General features: G+C 66.9%; 23 protein-coding genes. 22 read left to right on the top strand and 1 reads right to left on the bottom strand.

The annotated features are described in order from the left end of the window. The first annotated feature begins 7 nt into the window (after positions 1-7). Genes nuoG through KIT25_13180 form a run of 13 tightly spaced genes read left to right on the top strand, consistent with a single transcriptional unit; the run spans position 8 to position 13,350 of the window. A complete protein-coding gene (nuoG, locus tag KIT25_13240) occupies positions 8-2,059 on the top strand; it encodes an NADH-quinone oxidoreductase subunit NuoG (protein UYN93040.1) in 2,052 nt (683 codons plus the stop codon). A gap of 3 nt (positions 2,060-2,062) precedes the next feature. Further along, entirely contained in the window at positions 2,063-3,100 is a 1,038-nt protein-coding gene (gene nuoH, locus KIT25_13235; protein UYN93039.1) for an NADH-quinone oxidoreductase subunit NuoH, read from the top strand. 12 nt (positions 3,101-3,112) lie between these two features. Further along, positions 3,113-3,601, top strand: a complete 489-nt coding sequence (nuoI, locus tag KIT25_13230) for an NADH-quinone oxidoreductase subunit NuoI (protein UYN93038.1) — start codon at positions 3,113-3,115, stop codon at positions 3,599-3,601. 25 nt (positions 3,602-3,626) lie between these two features. Continuing rightward, on the top strand, positions 3,627-4,241 hold the full coding sequence (locus tag KIT25_13225; protein ID UYN93037.1) for an NADH-quinone oxidoreductase subunit J: 615 nt from the start codon (positions 3,627-3,629) through the stop codon (positions 4,239-4,241). After that, complete coding sequence (nuoK, locus tag KIT25_13220; protein ID UYN93036.1) at positions 4,241-4,552, top strand: NADH-quinone oxidoreductase subunit NuoK; 312 nt, start codon at positions 4,241-4,243, stop codon at positions 4,550-4,552. The genes KIT25_13225 and nuoK overlap by 1 nt, the downstream gene beginning before the upstream one ends. 10 nt (positions 4,553-4,562) lie before the next feature. Then, the gene (gene nuoL, locus KIT25_13215) at positions 4,563-6,545 is read left to right on the top strand and encodes an NADH-quinone oxidoreductase subunit L (protein UYN93035.1); all 1,983 of its coding nucleotides are present in this window, start codon (positions 4,563-4,565) and stop codon (positions 6,543-6,545) included. A 4-nt stretch (positions 6,546-6,549) separates the two neighbouring features. Further along, a complete protein-coding gene (locus KIT25_13210) occupies positions 6,550-8,064 on the top strand; it encodes an NADH-quinone oxidoreductase subunit M (protein ID UYN93034.1) in 1,515 nt (504 codons plus the stop codon). 18 nt (positions 8,065-8,082) lie between these two features. Continuing rightward, positions 8,083-9,525, top strand: a complete 1,443-nt coding sequence (nuoN, locus tag KIT25_13205; protein UYN93033.1) for an NADH-quinone oxidoreductase subunit NuoN — start codon at positions 8,083-8,085, stop codon at positions 9,523-9,525. Between the two features lie 41 nt (positions 9,526-9,566). After that, the gene (locus tag KIT25_13200; protein ID UYN97926.1) at positions 9,567-10,256 is read left to right on the top strand and encodes a biotin--[acetyl-CoA-carboxylase] ligase; all 690 of its coding nucleotides are present in this window, start codon (positions 9,567-9,569) and stop codon (positions 10,254-10,256) included. A 12-nt stretch (positions 10,257-10,268) separates the two neighbouring features. Beyond that, positions 10,269-11,033, top strand: a complete 765-nt coding sequence (locus tag KIT25_13195; protein UYN93032.1) for a type III pantothenate kinase — start codon at positions 10,269-10,271, stop codon at positions 11,031-11,033. Next, on the top strand, positions 11,030-12,682 hold the full coding sequence (locus KIT25_13190; protein UYN93031.1) for a ribonuclease J: 1,653 nt from the start codon (positions 11,030-11,032) through the stop codon (positions 12,680-12,682). The genes KIT25_13195 and KIT25_13190 overlap by 4 nt, the downstream gene beginning before the upstream one ends. Before the next feature lie 5 nt (positions 12,683-12,687). Then, positions 12,688-13,092: a methylmalonyl-CoA epimerase gene (gene mce, locus KIT25_13185; protein ID UYN93030.1), complete on the top strand. Its 405-nt coding sequence runs from the start codon at positions 12,688-12,690 to the stop codon at positions 13,090-13,092. A gap of 9 nt (positions 13,093-13,101) precedes the next feature. Then, the gene (locus KIT25_13180; protein ID UYN93029.1) at positions 13,102-13,350 is read left to right on the top strand and encodes a DUF1467 family protein; all 249 of its coding nucleotides are present in this window, start codon (positions 13,102-13,104) and stop codon (positions 13,348-13,350) included. A gap of 262 nt (positions 13,351-13,612) precedes the next feature. On the opposite strand, the gene KIT25_13175 is transcribed toward KIT25_13180, so the two are convergent. Then, on the bottom strand, positions 13,613-14,905 hold the full coding sequence (locus KIT25_13175; GenBank protein UYN93028.1) for an NCS2 family permease: 1,293 nt from the start codon (positions 14,903-14,905) through the stop codon (positions 13,613-13,615). Positions 14,906-15,051: 146 nt separating this feature from the next. Here KIT25_13175 and KIT25_13170 point away from each other — a divergent pair, with 146 nt between their 5' ends. From KIT25_13170 to pyrH, 9 genes are all read left to right on the top strand, one after another. Further along, positions 15,052-16,365 carry a proline--tRNA ligase gene (locus KIT25_13170; GenBank protein ID UYN93027.1) on the top strand — a complete coding sequence of 438 codons (1,314 nt, stop codon included), beginning with the start codon at positions 15,052-15,054 and terminating at the stop codon, positions 16,363-16,365. Between the two features lie 3 nt (positions 16,366-16,368). Further along, complete coding sequence (locus KIT25_13165; protein UYN93026.1) at positions 16,369-17,682, top strand: FtsX-like permease family protein; 1,314 nt, start codon at positions 16,369-16,371, stop codon at positions 17,680-17,682. Beyond that, positions 17,675-18,931 (top strand): ABC transporter permease, encoded by a 1,257-nt coding sequence (locus tag KIT25_13160; protein UYN93025.1) that lies wholly within the window; start codon positions 17,675-17,677, stop codon positions 18,929-18,931. Before KIT25_13165 ends, KIT25_13160 begins: the two co-directional genes overlap by 8 nt. Further along, the gene (locus KIT25_13155; GenBank protein ID UYN93024.1) at positions 18,924-19,607 is read left to right on the top strand and encodes an ABC transporter ATP-binding protein; all 684 of its coding nucleotides are present in this window, start codon (positions 18,924-18,926) and stop codon (positions 19,605-19,607) included. Before KIT25_13160 ends, KIT25_13155 begins: the two co-directional genes overlap by 8 nt. A gap of 31 nt (positions 19,608-19,638) precedes the next feature. Then, positions 19,639-23,085: a DNA polymerase III subunit alpha gene (dnaE, locus tag KIT25_13150; protein UYN93023.1), complete on the top strand. Its 3,447-nt coding sequence runs from the start codon at positions 19,639-19,641 to the stop codon at positions 23,083-23,085. Then, positions 23,082-24,095, top strand: coding sequence for a DUF72 domain-containing protein (locus KIT25_13145; protein ID UYN93022.1), 1,014 nt, complete (start codon positions 23,082-23,084; stop codon positions 24,093-24,095). The genes dnaE and KIT25_13145 overlap by 4 nt, the downstream gene beginning before the upstream one ends. Before the next feature lie 175 nt (positions 24,096-24,270). Then, positions 24,271-25,062, top strand: coding sequence for a 30S ribosomal protein S2 (gene rpsB, locus KIT25_13140; protein ID UYN93021.1), 792 nt, complete (start codon positions 24,271-24,273; stop codon positions 25,060-25,062). Between the two features lie 77 nt (positions 25,063-25,139). Next, on the top strand, positions 25,140-26,066 hold the full coding sequence (locus tag KIT25_13135; GenBank protein ID UYN93020.1) for an elongation factor Ts: 927 nt from the start codon (positions 25,140-25,142) through the stop codon (positions 26,064-26,066). A 70-nt stretch (positions 26,067-26,136) separates the two neighbouring features. Next, the gene (pyrH, locus tag KIT25_13130) at positions 26,137-26,862 is read left to right on the top strand and encodes a UMP kinase (protein ID UYN97925.1); all 726 of its coding nucleotides are present in this window, start codon (positions 26,137-26,139) and stop codon (positions 26,860-26,862) included. Positions 26,863-26,867: the final 5 nt, after the last annotated feature.

The raw sequence follows: 26,867 nt of genomic DNA, 5'->3' as shown, positions 1-26,867 counted from the left end.
GTTCGCGATGCCCATAGTCAAGATCGACGGCAAGGAGATCGAGGTGCCCGCCGGCATCACGGTGCTGCAGGCCTGCGAGCTGGCCGGCCTCGAGATTCCGCGCTTCTGCTACCACGAGCGGCTGTCGATCGCCGGCAATTGCCGCATGTGCCTGGTCGAGGTGAAGCCCGGCCCGCCCAAGCCGCAGGCGAGCTGCGCGTTGCCCGTCGCCGACAAGCAGGAAATCTTCACCACCACGCCGACCATCATCAAGGCGCGCAAGGGCGTGATGGAGTTCCTGCTGATCAACCATCCGCTCGACTGCCCGATCTGCGACCAGGGCGGCGAGTGCGACCTGCAGGACCAGGCGATGGCCTACGGCTTCGACCGCAGCCGCTACCACGAGAACAAGCGGGCGGTGCCGGACAAGGAACTGGGCCCGCTGGTCAAGACCTCGATGAACCGCTGCATCCACTGCACGCGCTGCATCCGCTTCGCCACCGAAGTGGCGGGCGTCGAGGAGCTGGGCGCGACGGGGCGCGGCGAGAGCATGGAAGTGACGACCTACGTCGAGCACGCGCTCTCCACCGAGCTCGCCGGCAACCTCGTCGATCTCTGCCCGGTCGGCGCGCTGACCTCCAAGCCCTATGCCTTCGAGGCCCGTCCCTGGGAACTGCACAAGACCGAATCGATCGACGTGTTGGATGCGCTCGGCTCCAGCATACGCCTCGACACGCGCGACGGCGTGGTGATGCGCGTGCTGCCGCGTCTCAACGACGACGTCAACGAGGAGTGGATATCCGACAAGACGCGCCACGCCATCGACGGGCTTCGCTATCAGCGGCTCGATCGGCCCTATGTGCGCCGCGAGGGCCGGCTGGTCGCGGCGACCTGGGATGAAGCCTTCGCCGCGATCGCCAACCGGATCAAGGGCATCGACGGCAGCAAGATCGCCGCCATCGCCGGCGACCAGTGCGACGCCGAGTCGATGATGGCGCTCGGGGATCTGATGGCGGCGCTGGGCTCGCCCAACATCGATTGCCGCCAGGACGGCGCCAGGCTCGAAGCCGGCGTGCGCGGCGGCTACATCTTCAATCCGGGCATCCGCGGCATCGACCGTGCCGACGCGATCCTGCTGGTCGGCACCGACCCCCGCGCCGAGGCGCCGGTGCTCAATGCGCGCATCCGCAAGCGCCACCTCGCCGGCCGCTGCAGGATCGCCAGCATCGGCCCCGCGGTGGACCTGACCTATCCGGTCGAGCGGCTGGGCGCCGGCCCCGCGACGCTGCACGAGCTGGCCGAGGGCAGGCTCTCATTTCTCGACACGCTGAAGGCGGCGAAGAATCCGTTGATCGTCGTCGGCATGGGAGCGCTGGCGCGCGAAGACGGCTCGGCGGTCCTCGCGCTCGCACGCGAGGTCGCCGAGAAGGCGAATGCCGTGCGCGAGGACTGGAACGGCTTTGCCGTGCTGCACACGGCGGCGGCGCGCGTCGGCGGCCTCGACCTCGGGTTGGTGCCCGGCGCCGGTGGACGCGACGTGGCGGGCATCCTCGAGGGCTGCGAGAAGCGCGAGATCGATGCGGTCTATCTGCTGGCGGCCGACGAGATCGACATGAAGCGCCTGGGCAAGGCCTTCGTGATCTACCAGGGCCATCACGGCGATGCCGGTGCCCATCGCGCCGACGTCGTGCTGCCGGGCGCGGCCTACACCGAGAAGTCGGCGACCTATGTGAACACCGAGGGCCGGGTGCAGACGACGTTCCGCGCGGGCTTTCCGCCGGGCGAGGCGCGCGAGGACTGGGCGATCCTGCGCGCGCTTTCGGAACGTCTCGACCGCACCTTGCCCTACGACACGATCGAGCAGGCGCGCGCGCGCCTGGTGGCGGTGAACAAGGTCTTCGCGCGGCTCGACCAGCAGGCGGCCGGCGAGTGGGGGGATTTCGGCAAGCCCGGCGCCGTATCCGACGCGCCGTTCGCCTCGCCGATCGCGAATTTCTACATGACCGACCCGATCAGCCGCGCGTCGCGGACCATGGCGGAGTGCGTCGCGTCGCGCCGCCAGCTCCTGGCGGCGGAGTAGCGAATGATCGCCGACATCGTCCACTTCCTCACCACGCACTGGCTCGGACAGGGCATCCTGATCCTGCTGCAATGCCTCGCCGTGACCGTGCCGCTGCTCGTTGCGGTCGCCTACATGACCTACGTCGATCGCAAGGTCTGGGCGTCCATCCAGCTCAGGCGCGGTCCCAACGTGGTCGGGCCGTTCGGCCTGTTGCAGCCCTTCGCCGACGGGCTGAAGCTGGTGCTCAAGGAGACGATCGTCCCGTCGAGCGCCAACGGCGTGCTGTTCATCCTGGCGCCGATGATCACCTTCGTCACCGCGCTGATCGCCTGGGCGGTGGTGCCGTTCGACGACGGCTGGGTGATCGCCGACATCAATGTCGGCATCCTCTATCTCTTCGCCATCTCCTCGCTCGGCGTCTACGGCATCATCATCGCCGGCTGGGCGTCGAACTCGAAATACGCCTTCCTCGGCGCCTTGCGCTCGGCGGCGCAGATGGTGTCCTACGAGGTCTCGATCGGCTTCGTGCTGATCACCGTGCTGCTCTGCGTCGGCTCGCTCAACCTCAGCCAGGTGGTGCTCGCCCAGTCGGGCTGGTTCTGGAACTGGTACTGGCTGCCGCTGCTGCCGATGTTCGTCATCTTCTTCGTCTCGGCGCTGGCCGAGACCAACCGCACGCCTTTCGACCTGCCGATGTCGGAAGCCGAGCTGGTGGCGGGCTTCCACACCGAGTATTCGGCGATGACCTTCGGCCTGTTCTTCCTCGGCGAGTACGCCAACATGATCCTGCTGTCGGCGCTGGGAGCGGTGCTGTTCCTCGGCGGCTGGATGTCGCCGATCCCCTACGCGCCGTTCACCTGGGTGCCGGGCGTCGTCTGGTTCGCCCTCAAGATCGCCTTCCTGCTCTTCGTCTTCAGCTGGACCAAGGGCACGCTGCCTCGCTACCGCTACGACCAGCTGATGCGGCTGGGCTGGAAGGTCTTCCTGCCGGTGTCGCTCGGCTGGGTCGTCATCACCGCCGCCGTGCTGCAGTTCGGCGGCTGGGTCCCCGGCAAGTAGGAGAGACCGACCATGGCATCTCTCGACCGTACCGCGCGCTCCTTCCTGCTGACCGAGCTGGTCCGCGGCTTCGCCCTGACCTTGAGCTACATGTTCAAGCCCAAGGTCACGGTGAACTACCCCTACGAGAAGGGCCCGCTCAGTCCGCGCTTCCGCGGCGAGCATGCGCTGCGCCGCTATCCCAATGGCGAGGAGCGCTGCATCGCCTGCAAGCTTTGCGAGGCGGTGTGCCCGGCGTTGGCCATCACCATCGAGGCTGAGCCGCGCGACGACGGCAGCCGCCGCACGACGCGCTACGACATCGACATGACCAAGTGCATCTACTGCGGTCTTTGCCAGGAGGCATGCCCGGTCGATGCCATCGTCGAGGGCCCGAACTTCGAGTTCGCCACCGAGACGCGCGAGGAGCTGATGTACGACAAGGACAGGCTGCTCGCGAACGGTGACCGCTGGGAGAGCGAGATCGCCGCCAACCTGCGCGCCGAAGCGAACTACCGTTGAACGGGCCGGGGGGAGAAACGGCAAGATGATCCTGCAGGCCCTGGCATTCTGGGTGTTCGCCATCGTCACGATGGTGTCGGGCGCGATGGTCGTGGTGTCGCGCAATCCGGTCTATTCCGTGCTGTTCCTGATCCTGGCGTTCTTCAACGCCGCCGCGTTGTTCGTGCTGATCGGCGCCGAGTTCATCGCCATGATCCTGATCATCGTCTATGTCGGCGCCGTGGCGGTGCTGTTCCTGTTCGTCGTGATGATGCTCGACATCAACGTCGCCGAACTGCGCGCCGGCTTCCTGAAATACCTGCCGGTCGGCGGCCTGATCGGGCTCGTGCTGCTCGCCGAGATTTTCGTCGGCCTCGGCGTGCTGGGCGGGTCGTCCGAGACAATCCAGGCGTTGAGCAAGGCCGGCGTGCAAAGCCTCGGCGTCGACAATACGCGGGCGATCGGCCGGGTGCTCTACACGCAGTATTTCTACCTCTTCCAGGTGGCGGGCCTCGTTCTGCTGGTCGCCATGATCGGCGCCATCGTGCTGACCCTGCGCCACCGCCCCGGCGTGCGCCGGCAGAAGATCGGCGAGCAGCTCTACCGCTCCAAGGAAGAGACGGTGACGCTGGTCAAGGTGCCGACGCGGGGAGGCGTGTGATGCTCGCGATCGGGCTCGGCCATTATCTCGGGGTCGCCGCCGTCCTCTTCACGATGGGCGTGCTCGGCATCTTCCTCAATCGCCGCAACGTCATCGTCATCCTGATGTGCGTCGAGCTCATGCTGCTCGCCGTGAACATCAACCTGGTCGCCTTCTCGAGCTTCCAGGGCAACGTCGTCGGCCAGGTCTTCGCCATGCTGGTGCTGACCGTGGCGGCGGCCGAGGCGGCGATCGGTCTCGCCATCCTCGTAGTCTACTTCCGCAATCGCGGCACCATCGCGGTCGAGGACATCAACGAGATGAAGGGCTAGGCGCGGCGTCATGGATCTTGCCATCAAGCTCATCGTCTTCCTGCCGCTGGTCGCCGCGGCGGTCGCCGGGCTGTTCTGCCGCGTCATCGGCGACCGGCCGGCCCAGATCGTCACCTGCGCCGCGCTCCTGATCTCCGCCGCGCTCTCGGTCTACGTCTTCATCGGCATCGGCTTCGGGCCGGAGAACGCCAAGGTCGTGATCGTCCACCTGTTCGGCTGGATCGACTCCGGCACGCTCAACGTCGAGTGGTCGCTGAGGGTCGACACCCTGACCGCGGTCATGCTGATCGTGGTGACCGGCGTGTCGTCGATGGTCCATGTCTATTCGGTCGGCTACATGGCCGAGGACACGTCGATCCCGCGCTTCATGTCCTATCTCAGCCTGTTCACCTTCTTCATGCTGATGCTGGTGACGGCCGACAACCTGGTGCAGCTCTTCTTCGGCTGGGAGGGCGTGGGCCTCGCCTCGTACCTGCTGATCGGCTTCTGGTACGACCGCCCGTCGGCCAACGCCGCGGCGATGAAGGCGTTCATCGTCAACCGCGTCGGCGATTTCGGCTTCGCGCTCGGCATCTTCGCCGTCTGGATGCTGTCGGGCTCGGTCGGCTTCACCGAGATCTTCGCCAAGGGCCAGGACATGGCGGCGATGCGCATTCAGTTCCTCGGCATGGATCTGCCGGCGCTGGAGACCGCGTGCCTCCTGCTGTTCGTCGGCGCCATGGGCAAGTCGGCCCAGCTCGGCCTGCACACCTGGCTGCCGGACGCGATGGAAGGCCCGACCCCGGTTTCCGCGTTGATCCATGCGGCGACCATGGTGACGGCCGGCGTGTTCATGGTCTGCCGCCTGTCGCCGCTCTTCGAGCTGGCGCCGATCGCGCTGCAGGTGGTGACGCTGGTGGGTGCGGCGACGGCGTTCTTCGCCGCGACGATCGGCCTGACGCAGTTCGACATCAAGCGCGTGGTCGCCTACTCGACCTGCAGCCAGCTCGGCTACATGTTCTTCGCCGCCGGCGTCGGCGCCTATTCCGCGGCGATGTTCCACCTGATGACCCACGCCTTCTTCAAGGCGCTGCTGTTCCTCGGGTCGGGCTCGGTCATTCATTGCCTGCACCACGAGCAGGACATGCGGCAGATGGGTGGCGTGCGCGAGAAGGCGCCGCAGACCTTCGTGCTGATGTGGATCGGCACGCTTGCGCTCGCCGGCATCGGCGTCCCGGCCATTCTCGGCCACGGCATCGGCTTCGCCGGCTTCTATTCCAAGGACATCATCCTCGAATCGTCGTTCGGCGCGCATTCCACGGTCGGCACGATCGCCTTCTGGCTCGGTGTCGCGGCCGCCTTCATGACCGCGTTCTATGCGACCCGGCTGATGTTCATGACCTTCTACGGCAAGTATCGCGGCGACCATCACACCTGGGATCACGCCCACGAATCGCCGATGGTCATGCTCATCCCCCTCTACGTCCTGGCGGCGGGCGCGGTGCTGTCGGGCTTCGTCGCCTACGACTGGTTCGTCGGCGATACCTGGCGCTCGTTCTGGGGCACGTCCATCGCAGTGAAGTCGACCGAGGAGATCCTGCACCACGCCCACGAGGTGCCGTTCTGGGTCAAGGTCCTGCCGCTGGTCATGGCAGTGTCGGGCATCGCGCTCAGCTACTACTACTACGTCGTCAATCCCGCCCTGCCGGCGAAGACGGTCGCCGCGTTCCGCGGCGTGCACGCGCTGTTCTTCAACAAGTGGTACTTCGACGAGATCTACGACGCGATCTTCGTCAAGCCGTCGCTGGCGATCGGCAGGGTGTTCTGGAAGAAGGGCGACGGCGCCGTCATCGACGGACTCGGGCCCGACGGCATCGCGGCGCGCGCCCAGGACATGGCCGGCGTGCTCAGCCGCTTCCAGAGCGGATACCTCTACCACTATGCCTTCGTCATGCTGGTCGGCGTGGCGGCCGTGGTGACGTATTTCATGTATCCGGTGCTGGGCGGGAAATAGGCCGATGACGAACTGGCCCATCCTTTCCCTGGTCACCTTCCTGCCGCTGGTCGGTGCCGCCTTCTGCCTCGTCGTGAACGGGCCCAAGGAAGCGGTCGATCGCAACTGCCGGAGCGTGGCGCTGGTCACCTCGGTGGCGACGTTCCTGATCTCCCTGCTGCTGTGGATCAACTTCGATCCGACCAGGGCGGGCTTCCAGTTCGAGGAGAAGGCCGCCTGGGTGCCGGCGCTGAAGATCGGCTATCACATGGGCATCGACGGCATCTCGCTGTTCTTCGTGCTGCTGTCGACCCTGCTGACACCGCTCTGCATCCTGGCGAGCTGGGAATCGATCGAGAACCGCGTCAAGGAATACATGGTGGCGTTCCTCGTGCTCGAGACCTTCATGGTCGGCATGTTCTGCGCCCTCGACCTCGCGCTGTTCTACGTCTTCTTCGAGGGCGTGCTGATCCCGATGTTCCTGATCATCGGCGTATGGGGCGGCAAGCGGCGCGTCTACGCGGCCTTCAAGTTCTTCCTCTATACGCTCCTCGGTTCGGTGCTGATGCTGCTGGCGATCATCGCCATCTACTGGCAGATCGGGACCACGGACCTGCCGACGGCGTTCGAGCAGCTCGACCTGCCGTTCCAGTGGCAATTCTGGCTGTGGCTGGCCTTCTTCGCGTCGTTCGCCGTCAAGGTGCCGATGTGGCCGGTCCACACCTGGCTGCCCGACGCCCACGTCGAGGCGCCGACCGCGGGTTCGGTCATCCTGGCGGGCGTGCTCCTGAAGATGGGCGGCTACGGCTTCATCCGGCTCTCGGTGCCGCTGATGCCCGAGGCGACGCAGTACTTCGCCCCGCTGGTGTTCGGCCTGTCGATCGTCGCCGTCATCTACACCTCGCTGGTCGCGCTGGTGCAGGAGGACATGAAGAAGCTGATCGCCTATTCGTCGGTCGCCCACATGGGATTCGTGACGATCGGCATCTACGTCATGAACATGCAGGGCCTGCAGGGCTCGATCTTCCAGATGCTGAGCCACGGCATCGTCTCGGCCGCGCTCTTCCTGTGCGTCGGCGTGGTCTACGACCGCATGCACACGCGCGAGATCGAGGCCTATGGCGGCCTCGTCCACCGCATGCCGCGCTACGCCTTCGTCTTCATGTTCTTCACCCTGGCGAGCGTGGGCCTGCCCGGCCTGTCGGGCTTCGTCGGCGAGTTCCTCGTGCTGGTCGGCGCCTTCAAGGCCAACACCTGGGTCGCCTTCCTGGCCGCGACGGGCCTGATCCTCGGCGCGGCCTATGCGCTCTGGCTCTACCGCAAGATCGTCTTCGGCGAGCTGACGAAGGATTCCCTGAAGGCGATCATGGACATGAAGCCGCGGGAAGTGCTGGTCTTCGCGCCACTGGTGCTGATCACGCTGTGGATGGGCATACATCCCAACTCGTTTCTCGACCCGATGGCGCCGTCGGTCGACAAGTTGATCGGCGACTATCAGGCGGCGCTCAAGCTCGCGCGCACCGCCGCGCTGGCGCCGTGACCGGGCGGGGGTAGAAGAATGCTGCTTGGTCTCGAATCCTGGACACTGGCTCGGCCGGAAATCTTCCTGGCGGCCGTCACGTCGCTGCTGCTGGTCTACGGCGTGCTGCGCGGCGAAGCCTCGACGCCGTTCGTCTCGCTGGCGACCGCCGCGGCGCTGCTGGTGACGGCCGCGCTGCTGTTCTTCCCCTACCGCGAGGGAACGGCCTTCGCGTCCCTGTTCGTCGTCGACCGCCTGACGGCGACGATGAAGGTGTTCGTGCTGGTCGGGTCCGCCGTCGCCATCCTGATGTCGCGTGCCTATTTCGAGCGCGTGCAGGCCTGGCGCTTCGAGTATCCGCTGCTGGTGGCGCTGGCCACGCTCGGCATGATGCTGATGATCTCCGCCAACGATCTGATGGCGCTCTATGTCGGGCTCGAGCTTCAGTCGCTGGCGCTGTACGTCATCGCCGCGTTCCACCGCGACAGCGTGCGCTCGACCGAGGCCGGCGTGAAGTACTTCGTCCTGGGCTCGGTGGCGTCCGGCATGCTGCTGTTCGGTGCCTCGCTGATCTACGGTTTCTGCGGCGGCACGGCCTTCGTGCAGATCGCAGAGGCGTTGGCCGGCGGCAAGAGCGGCGAGATCGGCGTCGTCGTCGGCCTGGTGTTCGTGGTCGCCGGTCTGGCCTTCAAGATTTCGGCCGTGCCGTTCCACATGTGGACGCCCGACGTCTACGAAGGCGCACCGACGCCGGTGACCGCGCTGTTCGCGGTGGCACCCAAGATCGCCGCCGTGTCGCTGACGATTTCGGTGCTGATGGGGCCTTTCAAGCCGCTGTTCCCGCAGTGGCAGCAGATCATCGTCGCCGCCGCCATCCTGTCGATGGCGCTCGGCGCCTTCGCTGCGCTGCGCCAGCCCAACATCAAGCGCCTGATGGCCTATTCGTCGATCGGCAACGTCGGCTACATCCTGCTCGGCGTGGCGAGCGGCAGCGAGAAGGGCATCCAGGCGGTGGTCTTCTATCTCGCCATCTACCTGGTGATGTCGCTCGGCGTGTTCGCCGTCATCCTGATGATGAAGCGCCGCGACATCATGGTCGAGAACATCTCCGACCTGGCCGGGCTCGCCCGCAGCCAGCCGATGATGGCGCTCGCCATGCTGCTGTTCATGTTTTCGCTCGCGGGCATCCCGCCGCTCGCCGGCTTCTGGGGCAAGCTCTACATCTTCATGGCCGCGGTCGAGGCCAAGCTCTTCTGGCCGGCCGTGCTGGGCGTCCTCGCCTCCGTCGTGGCCTCCTACTACTATCTGCGCATCGTCAAGGTGATGTATTTCGACGAGCCGGCCGAGGCGCTCGACCGGTCGGCGCTCGGCGTCAATCGCGTGGTCGCCTTCGTCGCCGCCGTGCTGGTCGCCGTGTTCTCGCTGGCACCTCAGCCGCTCAGCGTGATCGCCGAGGCGGCCGCCAAGGGCCTGTTCCCGTGACATCGGCGCCCGTCCTGCCGGACGGGTGGACGCTGGTCGCCATGGACAGCGTCGGCAGCACCAACGACGAAGCCGCTCGCCTCGCCGAGCAGGGCGCGCCCGAGGGCACGCTGGTGTGGGCCCGCCGGCAAACGGGTGGCCGCGGCCGTCGCGGCAGGATCTGGGTGTCGCCGCCCGGCAATCTCTACAGCTCGACCGTCGTTCGCCCACGCTGTGCGGCGGCACGGGCGGCCGAGCTCGGCTTCGTGGCGGCCCTCGCCGTTGCCGACCTCGTGCCGGCCGGGCGCGACGTGCGGCTCAAATGGCCGAACGACGTCCTGGTCGGGGGCGGCAAGCTCGCGGGAATCCTGCCGGAGAGCTCGATCGGGCACGGTGGCGAGGTCGAGTATGTGGTGCTGGGCATTGGCGTCAATGTCGACTTCGCCCCGGAGCTGCCCGACATGCGTTATCCGGGGGCTTGCCTCGGCGGCACGGTCGAGGCGGCATTGCAGGGGCTGGCCGGCGCCCTGGCGCGTCGTCTCGCCGACTGGCGATCGCAGGGCTTCGAGGCCGCCCGCCGGGAATGGCTCGCCAAGGCCGGCCCGCTCGGCGCCGAGGTCAGCGTCAGGCTGGGCGAGGAGCTGGTCGAGGGCCGCTTTGCCGGCCTCGACGCCAGCGGGGCGCTGCTGCTCGAGACGGCCGACGGCCGACGCAAGATCACGTCGGGCGAACTGCTCGGCCGCGCCGCTTGAGGGAGTAGGACGATGCTTCTGGCCATCAATGCCAACAACACCAACGTCAAGTTCGGCGTGATCGACGGCGACCGGATCGTCGGCGAGTGGCGCCAGCACACCTCCGCCATGCGCACCGCCGACGAGCATGCCGTGTGGTTGTTCCAGCTGATGAAAATGGAAGGCATCGACACAGGCGCCATCACCGACGCCATCATCGCCAGCGTGGTGCCGCAGGCGACGTTCAACCTGCGGCGCCTGTGCACCCGCTATTTCGACTGCACACCTCTGGTCCTCGGGGAGCCGAGCGTGACCTACGGCATCGAGGTCAAGGGCCAGGGCGCGGGCGCCGACCGCATCTGCAACACGGTCGGGGCGGCCGTGCTGTTCCCGAAGACCCCGATGATAATCGTCGACTTCGGCACCGCCACCACCTTCGACGTCGTCGACGAGGACGGCAGCTACTGCGGCGGCGTGATCGCACCGGGCATCAATCTCAGCATCGAGGCGCTGGTCAATGCGACCGCGCTGCTGCCGCGGATCGTCGTTGAACGGCCCCGGCGCGTGATCGGCGTCAACACGATCGAATGCATGCACTCCGGCGTGTTCTGGGGCTATGTCGGCCTGATCGAGGGCATCGTCGCCCGCATCAAGGCCGAGTTCGGCCGTCCCATGAAGGTGGTGTCGACCGGCGGCCTCGCGCCGGTGTTCGAGGGGGCGACCGGCGTGATCGAGCAGGTCGTCCCGGACATCACGGTGCGGGGGCTGATCGAGATCCATCGCCGCAGCCGCAAATGACCGTACCGGCCGGCGACGAACTGCTGTTCCTCGCGCTCGGCGGCGCGGGCGAGATCGGCATGAACCTCAACCTCTACGGCCACGCCGGCAAGTGGCTGATGGTCGATCTCGGCATCGCGTTCGGCGACGATTCGATGCCGGGCGTCGAGGTGATCATGCCCGATCCCGCCTTCATCGTGGAGCGGCGGGAGCGGCTCGCCGGCATCGTGCTCACGCACGCGCACGAGGACCATCTCGGCGCCGTCGCCGATCTCTGGCCCCGGCTGCAGGCGCCGGTCTATGCCACGCCCTTCGCCGCCTCGGTGCTGCGGCGCAAGCTCGCCGAGGCCGGCCTGATGGACGCCGTGCCGATCACGGAGATCCCGCTGCGCGCCCGCTTCCGGATCGGTCCCTTCGACCTCGAGCTGATCACCATGACGCATTCGATCCTCGAGCCGAATGCGCTGGCCATCCGCACCGGGCTGGGTACGGTGTTCCACACCGGCGACTGGAAGATCGATCCCGAGCCGTTGCTGGGCGACGTCACCGACGAGGAGACGCTGCGGCGCATCGGCGAGGAGGGTGCCCTCGCGATGGTTTGCGACAGCACCAATGTCTTCGTCGAGGGCGAGGCGGGTTCGGAGGCGTCCGTGCGCCTCAATCTCGAGAAGCTGGTCGCCAGCCGTCGCGGCCGCGTCGCGGTGACGTGCTTTGCCTCCAACCTGGCGCGGGTGGAAAGCATCGCCAAGGCGGCCGTCGCGGCGCGCCGCCATCCCGTGCTCTCGGGCCGCGCGTTGCAGCGCATGGTCGACGCCGCGCAGGAGTGCGGCTACCTGCTCGATTTTCCCGCCTGTGTCGACGAACGGTCGGCAGGCTACCTGCCGCGCGACAAGGTGCTGTTCATCTGCACCGGCAGCCAGGGCGAACCGCGGGCGTCGATGGCCAAGCTCGCCGGCGACGACCATCGCGACCTGGTGCTCGAGGAGGGCGACACCGCCATCTTCTCGGCGCGGATCATCCCCGGCAACGAGCGGGCCGTCGGCCGCCTGCACAACGCGCTGCTGGCGCGCGGCGTCGAGGTGATCACCGACCGCGAGGCCGACATCCACGTCTCGGGCCATCCCGCGCGCGACGAACTCGTGCGGGTCTACCAGTGGATACGGCCGCGCATCGCCGTGCCGGTCCATGGCGAGGTTCGCCACATGGTGGAGCACGCCGCCCTGGCGCGGGCCTGCCAGGTGCCCGAGACCGTCGTGGCGCCGAACGGCTCGCTGGTTCGCCTCGCGCCGGGACCGGCCGAGATCGTCGACCACGTCCCGGTCGGCCGCCTGGCGCGCGACGGCGACACTCTCGTCGCGCTGGACGGCGAGTCCCTGCGCGAGCGCCGCAAGCTGTTGTGGAACGGCTCGGCGGCCGCTACGTTGGTGCTCGACAGGCAAGGGCGGGCAGCGGCCGAACCGGTGGTCTCCCTGCGCGGCATCGACGACGCCGACGGGGAGCTTGTGCCGGGCATCGTCGCCGGGTTGAAGGAGATGCTGGCCGATCTGAGCCAGGGAGAACGTGGCGACGACCAGCGGATCAGGGAAGCGGCGGGGCGGGCGGTGCGACGTGTCGTCCGCGCGCATGTCGGCAAGAAGCCGTTGACGGACGTGCACATCGTCCGCATCTAAACGGCATGATCGGTCGCCTCAACCACATCGCCATCGCCGTGCCGGACCTCGCAAGGGCGGCGGAGCTTTATCGTACGGTGATGGGGGCCAAGGTCAGCGCGCCGAAGGCCCAGCCGGACCACGGGGTCACGGTCGTCTTCGTCGAGTTGCCCAACACCAAGATCGAACTGCTTCATCCGCTCGGCGAGAAGTCGCCGATCGCCAATTTCCTCGCGCGAAACGCCGACGGCGGTATCCATCACGTCTGCTACGAGGTCGAGGACATCTATGCCGCCCGCGACAAGCTCAAGGCCGGCGGTGCCCGCGTGCTGGGCGATGGCGAGCCGAAGATCGGGGCGCACGACAAGCCTGTGCTCTTTCTCCATCCCAAGGATTTCACGGGCACCCTGATCGAGCTCGAGCAGGTCTAGGGGCGGCGCATGGGATGGGCCACCGGCATCACGGTCTACCTGGTGATCTGGTGGACGGTGCTCTTCGCGATCCTGCCGCTCGGTGTCCGGCGGGTCGAGAAACCGGGGCGCGGTCAGGATCCCGGAGCGCCCGAGCGGCCGCAACTGCGGCGCAAGGCGGCCATCACGTCGGTCGTCGCCGCCGTGCTCTGGCTGGGGTTTTATTTGCTTCATCGAGCCGACGTCTTCAGCTTCCGCCGGCTGGTCGAAGGAAATTAAAGTAAAATATCAAGAACGGCTCTTAAGCCTTTGAAAAGAAAACGGCGGGCTTTGCCCGCCGCCTCTCTGCCCCGAAGCTCCTCGTAAGGCGGCTTTGCGCCGCTCTCCTCCCTAAACTCAGGCTGCGCCTAAGTCGTAGGCTGTGTACATGGCGGCATGACGATTGCCAAGACCTTTTATTTCGGTGGCTTCTGCCGATTAGAACGATTGTTAACGCGGCGAGTCGTTCGACATCAAACAAATTTCCGCGTCCGTTGTCTGATCATCCGATCACCACGTACTTGATCACGAACAGCACAGCGAGGGTGGCGACGGCGGGATGGATATCCTGCCAGCGTCCGGCAACCAGCTTGATGCCGGCGTACGAAATGAATCCGAAGGCGATCCCTTCGGCGATCGAGAAGGTGAACGGCATCGCCAGCGCCGTGATGACGGCGGGCGCGGCCTCGGTGATGTCGTTCCATTCGATCTCGACGAGCCCGCGTGCCAGCAGGCTGGCGACATAGAGCAGCGCCGGTGCGGTGGCATAGGCGGGGATCGAGCCGGCGAGGGGTGACACGAACAGCGCCAGCAGGAAGAGCACGCCGACGGTTGCCGCGGTCAGGCCGGTCCGGCCGCCCGAATTGATGCCTGCGGCGCTCTCGATGTAGCTCGTCGTGGTCGAGGTGCCGATCGCGGCACCGGCCATGGCGGCGCCGCTGTCGGCGAGCAGGGCGCCGCGCAGGCGCGGCACGGTGCCGTCCGGCCGCATGAAGCCGGCGCGATGAGCGAGCGCGATCAGCGTGCCGGTGTTGTCGAACAGGTCGACGAACAGGAAGGCGAAAACCACGGTGATCAGACCGACATGGAAGGCGCCCGCCAGGTCCATCTGCAGGAAGACGGGGCCGATCGAGGGCGGTATGTCGAAGATGCCGCCGAACTTCTGATGACCCATCAGGATGGAGGCGATGGTGACGGCGAGGATGCCGATGATGACGCCGCCGATGATCCGGCGATGCTCGAGGGCGACGATGAGGAAGAATCCCAGGGTCGCCATGGCGACCGGCCAGCTCGCCAGATTGCCGTGCTTCACGAGCGTGGCCTCGCTGCCGATGACGATGCCGGCGTTCTTGAGTGCGATCAGCGCCAGGAACAGGCCGATGCCGGCGGCGATCGCCATCTTGAGCGACTTCGGGATCGCGTTGACGATCCATTCGCGCAGCGGCAGCACGCTGATGATGAAGAACAGGATGCCCGACAGGAACACGCAGCCCAGCGCCACCTGCCAGCTGAAGCCCATGCCACCCACCACGCCGAAGGCGAAGTAGGCGTTCAACCCCATGCCCGGCGCGAGCGCGATCGGATAGTTGGCGAGGAACGCCATCAGGAAGCAGCCGACGGCGGCGGCGACGCAGGTCGAGACGAACACCGCGTCCCCCGGCATCTTGGCGGCGCTCAGGATCTGTGGATTGACGAAGATGATGTAGGCCATGGTGAGAAAGGTCGTGAGTCCGGCCACGAGCTCCGTTCGCACCGTCGTCCTGTTCTCGCTCAGCTTGAATATCTGCTCGAGCATTCGTTGGTATCTCCCCCGATATTGCGGGCAGTGTGCGGGCATCGGCCTGTGCAAATCCAGTCGCCGCCGCTGCGGTTTGCCAAGCGGGGGACCGTTCCCTACAGTCCGCGCCGCCCCCGGAAGCGCCCAGCGAGGACCGATTCAGCATGCGGATGAGCCAGTATTTCCTGCCCACCCTGAAGGAGACGCCGGCCGAGGCGCAGATCGTTTCACACCGCCTGATGCTGCGCGCCGGGCTGGTCCGCCAGACCAGCGCCGGCATCTACGCCTGGCTGCCTCTGGGTTTCCGCGTGCTGAAGAACATCGAGCGCATCGTGCGCGAGGAGCAGGACGCGTCGGGCGCCCAGGAAGTGCTGATGCCGACCATCCAGTCGGCCGATCTGTGGCGCGAGAGCGGCCGCTATGACGCCTATGGCCCGGAGATGCTGCGGATCAAGGACCGGCACGACCGCGAGATGCTGTTCGGGCCGACCAACGAGGAGATGATCACCGTGCTCTTCCGCGACGGCGTGAAGAGCTATCGCGACCTGCCCCGGAACCTCTACCACATACAGTGGAAATTCCGCGACGAAGTGCGACCGCGTTTCGGCGTGATGCGCGGCCGCGAGTTCCTGATGAAGGACAACTATTCCTTCGACCTCGACAAGGCAGGCGCGACGCATTCCTACAACAAGATGTTCGTCGCCTACCTGCGCACCTTCGCCCGCATGGGTCTGAAGGCGATCCCGATGCGCGCCGACACCGGGCCGATCGGCGGCGATCTCAGCCACGAGTTCATCGTCCTGGCGGAAACTGGCGAGAGCGCGGTGTTCTGCCACAAAGGCCTGGTCGACAAGGACATCCTGAGCCGGACGATCGACTACGGCTCGGATCTGCAGTCCATCGTGAACGAATGGACGTCGCTCTACGCCGCGACCGACGAGATGCACGACAAGGCGGCGTTCGAGAAGCTGCCGGAGGACCAACGCCTCGCCGCCCGCGGCATTGAGGTCGGCCACATCTTCTACTTCGGCACCAGGTACTCCAAGCCGATGAACGCCGTGATCGCGGGCCCCAAGGGCGAACCGGTGACGGTCGAGATGGGTTCCTACGGCATCGGCGTGTCGCGCCTGGTCGGCGGCATCATCGAGGCGAGCCACGACGATGCGGGCATCGTGTGGCCCGAATCGGTGGCGCCGTTCCGCGTCGCCATCGTCAACCTCAAGCCCGACGACGGCGCCGTCGCCGCGGCCTGCGACAAGCTCTACGCGGCGCTGCGGGCCAAGGGTGTCGACGTCCTGCACGACGACCGCGACCTGCGGCCGGGCGCCAAGTTCGCCGACATGGACCTGATCGGCATCCCCTGGCAGGCGATCGTCGGCCCCAAGGGCCTCGCGGCGGGCAAGGTCGAGCTGAAGAACCGCAAGACCGGCGTGCGCGAGGAACTGCCGCCCGGGCAGATCGTGGCGCGCTTCGCCTGACGCATGGTCTTCGCCGCCGTCGAACGACTGGTTGCCTTCCGCTACCTGCGGGCGCGGCGGGAGGAGGGCTTCATCTCGGTGATCGCCGCCTTCTCGCTGATCGGCATCGCGCTCGGCGTGGGCACGCTGATCGTCGTCATGTCGGTGATGAACGGCTTTCGCATCGAAATGCTGCGCCAGATGTCGAGCGTCAGCGGGCAGCTCGGCGTGCAGGGCAGTCGTGGCGGCCTCGTCGCCGATGCCGGCCTGCTGGCGAGGATCAGGGCCGTTCCCGGCGTGGCCGCGGCGACGCCGTCGGCGGAAGGGCAGGTCATCGCTATCGCCGGCGATCGTGTGCGTGGCGTGCTGTTGCGTGGCATCGAGCCGTCCGACCTGCGCGAGCGCATGCCGCTGGCGACGGCGATCGAGGGACCCGCCGCGCAGCGCGAACGCTATCGCCGCCTGTGCCGCGGCGGCGACGACAAGGCGGTGGATTGGGGCAGCCTCGATGGCTTCGGCGACACCTTCACGGTGGCCGTCGGCCGGCGCTTCGCCGACCTGATGGGGTTGAAGGTGGGAGATCGCCTCCATCTGCTGTCGCCCGTCTCGGTGGCGACGCCGCTCGGCGTCATGCCGCGCTCGGCGTCCGCCCGGGTGACGGCGATCTTCTGCGCCGGCATGTACGACTACGACGCCAACTTCGTCTATGCGCCCATGGTCGATGTCCAGCACCTGCTCAATCTCGGCAAGAGGATCAGCACCATCGAGATCTTCCTCGCCGACGGCGCATCGGCCGCCGACGTCCGCCCGAAGGTGATGCAGGCCGTCGGCCCGCTCGGATGGGTGTTCGACTGGCTGCAGGCCAATTTCGGCTTCTTCGCCGCCATCCAGGCGCAGACCAACGTGATGTTCCTCGTGCTGACGATGATCGTGCTGGTGGCGGCCTTCAATATCGTCTCCAGCATGGTGATGCTGGTGCGGACCAAGTCCAACGACATCGCCATCCTGCGCACGATGGGGGCGACGCGCGGCGCCATCATGCGTCTCTTCCTTCTGGACGGGCTGGCGATCGGCGGCGTCGGCACCGTCCTGGGGGTGGCGCTGGGTGTGGCCTTCGCCGCCAACATCGAGGCCGTGCGGCAATGGCTGCAGAGCGCCTTCGGCCTGGTGCTGTTCGACGAGACGCTCTATCTGCTGGCCGAGATACCGGCGCACATCGACTGGATGGAGGTCGCCGCGATCGCCGCGATGGCGATGGTCTTCGCCCTGGTGGCGTCACTCTATCCGGCCGCGCGGGCGTCCCGCCTCGATCCGGTCGAAGGGCTGCGCCGTGAGTGACGCGGCCGGACCCGTCGAGCGCTGGCTCGCCTGGCGCTACCTCGCGACGCGGCAGCGGGAAGGCTTCGTCTCCTTCATCGCGATCTTCTCCCTGATCGGCGTCGCTCTCGGTGTCGCCACCCTGATCGTGGTGCTGTCGGTGATGGGTGGCTTCCGCGAGAGCCTGGTCGGCCGGATCATCGGCATGAACGGCCACGTCGTGGTGACCGGGCAATCGGGCAGCCTGCGCGCCGATGCCGACCTCGTGGCGAAGCTCCGCGCGGCGCCGGGCGTGACGGCGGTGCGCCTAACGCTTGAGCGGCAGGCCCTGGCGAGTGCCGACGGCCAGACCAGGGGAGCCATGCTGCGGGGCGTGCGGACCGAGGATCTGCTGTCGCGCGACATCGTCACCCGCAACCTGGTCGAGGGAGGGACGGGGGAGTTCGGCACGGGACGCGGCGTGGTGATGGGAGACCGCTTGCGCCAGGCCCTGAACCTGAGCGTCGGCGACACCGTGACGCTCGCGACCCATCGCCTGAACGAGTCGGGGACGATCGCGCCGCGCTACTCCGACTACACCGTCCTCGGCAGCTTCCTCACCAAGCGCTTCGAGTTCGACTCCAACCTGGTGTTCGTGCCACTCGACAAGCTCGAGGAGGACCTCGAACTCGAACCGCGGACGGTGAGCTCGCTCGACCTGCAGCTCGCCGATCCCGCTCGGGCGCCCGACGCGGCGGCATGGCTGCGGCGCTCGCTCGGGCGCGAAGATCTCGAGATCGCCGACTGGCTCGCCTTGAATTCCCGCTTCGTCGGCGCCCTGCAGGTCGAGCGCGTGATGATGTTCATCATCCTGTCGCTGATCGTCCTGGTGGCCGCCATGAACGTCATCGCGAGCTTCACGATGCTGGTGCGCGTCAAGCGCGGCAGCATCTCGATCCTGCGCACGATGGGGGCATCGCCGGGCTCGATCGTGCGCATCTTCTTCATGGCAGCGGCCGCGGTCGGCCTCGTCGGCACCGCGGCCGGTGCCGCGCTGGGGCTGGCGATCTGCGCCAACATGCCGGCGATCGGGCGATGGCTCTCGAGCGTCACGGCGCCGGGCAGCGGTGCCGCCGAAGTCGACTTCATCACCGCCGTCCCGGTCCGCGTCGAGGCTTCCGAAGTGGTGTCGATCGTCGCCGTGGCGGTGCTGCTGTCGCTGGCGGCGGCCGCCTATCCGGCGTGGCGCAGCACGCGGATCGAGCCGATCGAGGGGTTGCGCCATGAATGACCGGACCGAAGCGCTGTCGCTGCGTGGCGTCGAGCGCACCTTCGTGCAGGGAGACCGCAGGCTGCACGTCCTGCGCGGCGTCAGCCTCGATCTGCACCCCGGCGAGATCGTGGCGCTGGTCGGCCAGTCCGGCAGCGGCAAGTCGACCTTGCTCCACATCGCCGGATTGCTGGAACGGCCGGACAAGGGCGAGGTCGTGCTCGACGGCCGCCCGGCCAGCATCCTGAGCGACCGGGAGCGGACGGCCCTGCGCCGGCGCTTCCTCGGCTTCGTCTACCAGTACCATCACCTGCTTCCCGAGTTCTCCGCCCTCGAGAACGTGATGCTGCCGCAGATGCTGAACGGCCTGTCGCGGAACGAGGCCCGGCGCAGAGGCATCGAGCTGCTCGCCATGGTCCAGCTGGCCGAGCGCGCCGATCATCGGCCGGGGCGAATGTCGGGCGGCGAGCAGCAGCGCGTCGCGATCGCGCGGGCCGTGGCCAATGCGCCGCGCGTGCTGCTGGCCGACGAACCGACGGGCAACCTCGATGCAACGACGGCCGACGGCGTTTTCCGCCAGCTCCTCGCCCTGGTCCGTGAAACCGGCATGGCCGCGCTGATCGCCACTCACAATCCGGAGCTGGCCGCGCGGGTGGATCGCACCGTGACGCTGCGCGACGGCACGCTATTCGCCTAACTTTCCACAGGATCGGCGGCGATGATGCAGCATGGCCATCGCCGACTTCGTCCATCTCAAGGTCCGCTCCGCCTATTCGCTGACCGAAGGCGCGAACAAGATCGATACCATCGTGTCGCTCGCCACGGCACAGGCGATGCCGGCCGTCGCCGTCACCGACCGCAACAACCTGTTCGGCGCGCTGGAATTCTCCCAGTATGCCGCCAAGGGAGGCGTGCAACCGATCGTCGGGTGCGACCTTGCCATCCGCCGCGAGGAGGAGGGCGGGATCGCGGTCGCCGGCAAGCTGCCGGCAGTCGATTGGTTGACGCTGCTCGTCCAGAGCGAGGAGGGCTATCGCAACCTGATGCGGCTCGTCAGCCGCTCGCATCTCGACTTCAAGCTGGGGGCGCTGGCGGCCTTGCCGTTTTCCGAGCTCGAAGGCCACGGCGACGGCCTGCTGGCGTTCGTCGGTAGCACGAGCAGCGCGATCGGACGGCTGTTGGGGGCCGGCCAGGCGCCCGCAGCGGCCCACCTCGTCGAACGGCTGCAGCGGGTGTTCGGCGATCGGCTCTACGTCGAGGTCCAGCGCCACGGCGAAGACGCCGAACGCCGCATCGAGGAGCCACTGCTCGACCTGGCCTACCAGCGCGGCCTGCCGCTCGTCGCAACCAACGACGTGCATTTTCCCAGGCGGGAGATGCACGAGGCGCACGACGTGCTGTTGTGCATCGAGCAGGGTGCCCACATCGACGATCCAAACCGGCGACGCCTCACCGACGAGCACTACTTCAAGTCGGCCGACGAGATGCGTCGGCTGTTCGCCGATCTTCCCGAGGCCTGCGACAACACCCTGGCGATCGCCCGACGCTGCGCCTACATGCCCCTGCCGCGCAAGCCGATACTGCCGAGCTACACCAAGCTCGGCGGGCGCTCGGAGGGCGAAGCGCTGCGGTTGCTCGCGCGGAAGGGGCTGGACGAGCTCAACGCGGCGGGGCGTCTGTCCGGCGAGATCGCGTTCGAGAAGTACGAGCACCGGCTCGCCTACGAACTCGACATGATCGAGAAGATGGGATTCGCGGGCTACTTCCTGATCGTCGCCGACTTCATCCAGTGGGCCAAGGACCACGACGTGCCGGTCGGGCCCGGCCGTGGCTCGGGGGCCGGGTCGCTGGTGGCCTGGTCGCTCAAGATCACCGACCTCGACCCGCTGCGCTGGGGCCTGCTGTTCGAGCGCTTCCTCAATCCCGAGCGCGTGTCGATGCCGGACTTCGACATCGACTTCTGCCAGGACAAGCGCGATCAGGTGATCCGCTACGTGCGCGACGAATACGGCCGAGACCGCGTGGCGGCGATCATCACCTTCGGCAAGCTGCAGGCGCGCGCCGTGTTGCGCGACGTCGGCCGCGTCCTCGGCATGCCCTACGGCCAGGTCGACCGTATCTGCAAGCTGGTGCCCAACAACCCGGCCAATCCGGTGACCCTGGCCAAGGCGCTGGAAACCGAGCAGCTGCTGAAGGAGCAGTACGTCGCCGACGAGGAGATCAAGCGCCTGATCGACCTCGCGCTTCAGCTCGAGGGCCTCTATCGCAATGCCTCGACCCACGCCGCCGGCGTGGTGATCGGCGACAGGCCGCTCGACGAGCTGGTGCCGCTTTTCCGCGATTCCGACAACAAGGAATCGCTGCCGGCGACGCAATTCAACATGAAGTGGGTCGAGAGTGCCGGGCTGGTGAAGTTCGACTTCCTCGGCCTCAAGACGCTGACGGTGATCGAGAAGGCGTGCGCGCTCATCGGTCGCGACAGGATCGACATCGCCAAGCTGCCGCTCGACGACCGCAAGTCGTTCGAACTGCTGGCGCGCGGCGACGGGTCGGGGGTGTTCCAGCTCGAAGGCAACGGCATGCGCGACGTGCTGCGCAAGCTGAAGCCGGACCGCTTCGAGGACATCATCGCCGTCGTCGCGCTCTATCGCCCGGGGCCGATGGAGAACATCCCGAGCTACATCAAGCGCAAGCACGGCGAGGAGCGACCCGACTACCTGCATCCGATGCTCGAGGGAATCCTGAAGGAGACCTACGGCATCATGATCTACCAGGAGCAGGTCATGCAGATTGCCCAGGTGCTCTCCGGCTATACGCTGGGCGGCGCCGACTTGCTGCGCCGGGCGATGGGCAAGAAGATCAAGGCCGAAATGGACGCCCAGCGCGCGAACTTCATCGAGGGCGCCAAGAAGAACGGCGTCGAAGAGAGCCGGGCGTCGTCGATCTTCGATCAGGTCGACAAGTTCGCGGGCTACGGCTTCAACAAGAGCCATGCCGCGGCCTATGCGCTGGTCTGCTATCAGACTGCCTATCTGAAGGCGAACCATCCGGTCGAGTTCTTCGCAGCGACGATGACGCTCGACATGGGCAACGTCGACAAGCTCAACGGCTATCGCCGCGACCTCGAGAAACTCGGTATCGAACTGCTGCCGCCCGACGTGACCCGCTCGTCGGCGGAGTTCACCGTCGAGCGCGCGGCGGACGGCAAGAAAGCCATCCGCTACGCGCTTGCCGCCATCAAGGGCGTCGGACGGGAAGCGATGAACCGGCTGACCGGGGAGCGCGAGGCCAACGGACCGTTCAGGGACCTGTTCGACTTCGCCGAGCGGCTGGACCAGCGCGTGCTCAACAAGCGCCTGCTCGAGAGCCTCGTGAGGGCCGGTGCCTTCGACACGCTGAACAAGAACCGCGCGCAAGCGTTCGGCGCCGTCGAGGCGCTGACCCGCCACTCGCAGGCGATCCACGAAACGCGCGACAGCGACCAGAACAGCCTGTTCGGCGACGACACCGCGCAGCGCCGTCCACAACTGCCCAAGGTGTCGGACTGGGCGCCCATGGAGCGGCTGCAGAACGAATTTGCCGCCATCGGCTTCTATCTGTCGTCTCATCCGCTGGCGGCCTACGAACGCAGCCTGCAACGGTTGGGCGTAACGCGCGCGGCCGACCTGCCGGCCTTGCTGTCGCGCGGCGTGGCGGGTCGCATCAAGCTCGCCGGCACGGTGATCGATCGCATGGAGCGCACCTCCGCCAAGGGCAACCGCTTCGCGTTTGTGCAGTGCTCGGACCAGTCGGGTGCCTTCGAACTCACGGTGTTCAGCGAACTGCTCGGCAGCAAACGCAACCTGCTCGAGGCGGGCCAGGCGGTGCTGATCTCGGCCGACGGGCGACTCGACGGCGAACAGGTGAAGCTCACGGCGCAGACGGTTGAGAAACTGGAGGATGCAGTGGCACATGCCGCCGCCGGGCTGAGGATCGTGCTGGCCGATCCGGTCGCCCTCGAGGCCTTGCACAAGCACCTGGAGGGCAAGCGCGGTCGAGGCAGGGTGACGCTGGTCGTGCCGATGCCGGACGAGTCCGAAGCCGAAGTGACGCTTCCCGGCACATACTCGATCGCGGGTGGGCTGCGTGACGCCATCGGCAGCCTGCCAGGTGTGATGCAGGTGGAGGAGATTTGAGCCGGCAGCCCGGCCTCTTCGAGACTCCGCCGCCGCCCCGGCGTCCGAAACCATCGCCCGGCGAGATCGGGCCGGCGCTCGATTCGCCCCTGCTCGAGGCGCCGGCGTTGCCGCGCGACATCCGGCTGGGCACGTCGTCGTGGTTCTTCCCCGGCTGGCGCAACCTGGTCTACGACGGCCTGCATCCGCAGGTCGCGCTGAGCCGCAAGGGGCTCGCCGCCTACGCCCAGTTCCCGCTGCTTCGCACTGTCAGCCTGGATCGCACGTTCTACGCGCCGATCCCGACCGTCGACTATGCGCGCTACGCCGGCCAGGTACCCGCGCATTTCAGTTTCGTCGTGAAGGCGCCTGCGCTCGTCTGCGATGCCCTGATGCGTGACGACCAGGGCAGGGGGCGGGTGGTCAATCCGCACTTCCTCGATGCCGCCATTGCGGCGCGCGAATTCGTCGTGCCGTGCCTGGAAGGACTCGAGGGCAAGGCCGGGCCGCTGGTGTTCCAGATTTCGCCCCTGCCGCGTGGCCTCGTCGAGGAGGCGGCGAGCCTGGTCGAGCGGCTGGCGGCGTTCTTCGCCGCCCTGCCGGCGCAGCTCGGCGGGCGCCGGCCGCTCTATGCGATCGAATTGCGCAACCCCGAGCTCCTCACCCCGCGATTGATGCGCATGCTGGCCGGCGTCGGCGTGCGCTACTGTGTCGGGCTCCATGATCGCATGCCCGAGGTCGAACGGCAGGAAGCCGCGCTGGCTGTCCTGGATGGCGAGGCGCCCGGCGACCTGATCGTCCGTTGGAACCTGCACCGGGGTTTTCTCTATCAGGCCGCGCGCCAGCGATACGAGCCGTTCGACAAGCTGGTCGACGAGGACGGCGAGACCCGGCGTGTCCTGGCGCGCATGGCGGTTCGGGCATCCAAGGCGGGACGCAGGACCTGGATCACCGCCAACAACAAGGCCGAGGGCTGCGCGCCCCTCTCGCTCCTCGAACTGGCCCGCGAAATCGCCAACTTGGCCCGTTAAGTCTTTGATTCAACAGGGCTTGCGTTCCGGCCCATTAGCCTCTAGAACCACGCCCACTTCGCACGCGGGTTTGCGGTCGACGGGGAGACATCCCGACGCTCGCTCCGGTGTTCCCCGAAGTCTTGGCGGAGGGGGACGACGCCCGCGGAGGCCCAACCGGAAAAGGAGAAACGGCATGGCGATGCCGACCGTCACGATGCGTCAATTGCTGGAAGCGGGTGTCCATTTCGGCCACCACACACGGCGCTGGAACCCCAAGATGAAGCCGTACCTGTTCGGGGTGCGCAACGGGGTTCATATCATCGATCTTACCAAGACCGTGCCGCTGCTCGAGCAGGCGCTGCAGCAGCTCCGCCAGGTCGTGTCCAACGGCGGTCGTGTGCTGTTCGTGGGCACCAAGGCCGCCGCCGCTGATCGCATCGCCGATGCCGCCAAGCGCTGCGGCCAGTATTACGTCAACCACCGCTGGTTGGGCGGCATGATCACCAACTGGCAGACCATCTCCGCCTCGATTAAGCGTCTGCGCGAGCTGGATGACCGGTTGAAAGGCGATGTCGTCGGCCTCACCAAGAAGGAACAGCTCGACCTGACGCGCGAACGCGACAAGCTCGAGCGCTCGCTGGGTGGCATCAAGGAGATGGGCGGCACGCCCGACATGCTGTTCATCATCGACACCAACAAGGAATCGATCGCCGTCCAGGAGGCGCGCAAGCGCGGCATCCCGATCGTGGCGGTGCTCGACAGCAACTCCGATCCCGACGGCATCGATTTTCCGGTGCCGGGCAACGACGACGCGCTGCGCGCCGTGTCGCTTTACTGCGACCTGGTGGCCTCGGCCGTGCTCGACGGCATCCGTGCCGAGATCGCCGCTACCGGCGGCGACGTCGGCGAACTCTCCGAGCCGCCGGTCGAGGACGTTCCCTCGCCGTCGGGAGGCGAGGGCGCCGAGGCCGCACCGGCCGAATAGGCGGGCCCCTTCCTCAGGAGACTTCGACGGGGCCGGTCGCGAGACCGGCCCTTCTCGTACCGAACGGAGCAAGAGCAATGGCTGAGATCACCGCTACCCTCGTCAAGGAACTGCGCGAGAAGACCGGCGCGGGCATGATGGACTGCAAGAAGGCATTGGGCGAGACCCAGGGCGACCTTGAGAAGGCCGTTGACTGGCTGCGCACCAAGGGCCTGTCCGCTGCCGCCAAGAAGGCCGGCCGCGTCGCCGCCGAAGGGCTGGTCGGCGTGGTCGCCAGCGGCAATCGCGGCGCCGTGGTCGAGGTCAATGCCGAGACCGACTTCGTCGGCCGCAATGAGACGTTCCAGAAGTTCGTCGCCGCTACGGCGCGCATCGCGCTGGAGAATGGCGGCGACATGACCAGGATCGCGGCCGCGCCGTATCCCGGCACCGGCCGCGACGTCCAGGCCGAGCTGACCAACCTCATCGCAACGATCGGCGAGAACATGAGCCTGCGCCGGGCGGCATCGCTCTCGGTGTCCGACGGTGTCGTCGCCGCCTACGTACACAACTCGGTGGCGACGGACCTCGGCAAGATCGGCGTGCTGGTGGCACTCGAGTCGAGCGGCGACAAGACCAAGCTCGCGGGCTTGGCCAAGCAACTCGCCATGCATGTCGCGGCGACGAACCCGCAGTCGCTGACGGTCGCGGACCTCGACAAGGCGCTGATCGAGCGTGAGCGGTCGGTGCTGGCGGAGAAGGCCGGCCAGAGCGGCAAGGCTGCCGACATCGTCGCCAAGATGGTCGAGGGCGGATTGCGCAAATTCCACCAGGAAGTGGTCCTGCTCGAGCAGGCCTTCGTCATCGACGGCAAGACCAAGGTTTCGAAGGTCGTCGAAGATGCCGCCAAGCAGGTCGGTGGCACGGTCCGCTTGGCCGGCTTCCTGCGCTTTGCCCTGGGCGAAGGTATCGAAAAGAAATCGGAGGATTTCGCGGCGGAGGTGGCCGCTCAGCTCAAGAAGTAGTATGACAAGCGGCACGGCGCGCGTACCTGTGGTCCGTGCCGCCCAAAAAAGAGTCAACCAGAGGCCATCGATGCCGCCGGCTCCTCGCTATCGCCGCGTCTTGTTGAAGCTCTCGGGCGAGGGCCTGATGGGCGGTCGGGAATACGGTCTCGACCCCGCCATGGTCGGCATGGTCGCCCAGGAAGTGAAGGCCGTACACGACATGGGGGTACAGGTGTGCCTCGTCATCGGCGGCGGCAACATCTTTCGGGGGGTCTCTGCGGCGGCTTCCGGCATGGACCGCGCGAGCGGAGACTACATGGGTATGCTCGCCACGGTGATAAACTCGCTGGCCATGCAAAGCGCCCTCGAACGCCACGGGCTGCAGACCCGCGTGCAGTCGGCCATCCCCATGACCACGGTCTGTGAGCCCTATATTCGCCGCCGCGCCGCGCGCCATATGGAGAAAGGGCGTGTGGTGATCTTCGCCGCGGGAACGGGCAATCCCTTCTTCACCACCGATACGGCGGCCGCCTTGCGTGCGGCCGAGATGGGCGTCGACGTTCTCCTCAAGGGGACGCAAGTGGACGGCGTTTATTCCGCCGACCCCCGCAAGGACAAGTCGGCCAGGCGCTATGACAGCCTCACCTACATGGACGTGCTGTCCCGGGACCTCCAGGTCATGGACGCATCGGCCATCTCGCTCGCGCGCGAAAACAGGATTCCCATCATCGTGTTCGACATCCACAAGCAGGGTGCGTTCGCCAAGACGATGTGCGGGGAAGGCACTTTCACCATCATCAAGGACGAGGGCTGAAGATG

Origin of the sequence: Enhydrobacter sp., assembly GCA_025808875.1 — a bacterium.
In the GTDB taxonomy this organism is placed as follows: Bacteria; Pseudomonadota; Alphaproteobacteria; order Reyranellales; family Reyranellaceae; genus Reyranella.
This window is presented reverse-complemented; position numbering and strand designations above follow the sequence as displayed.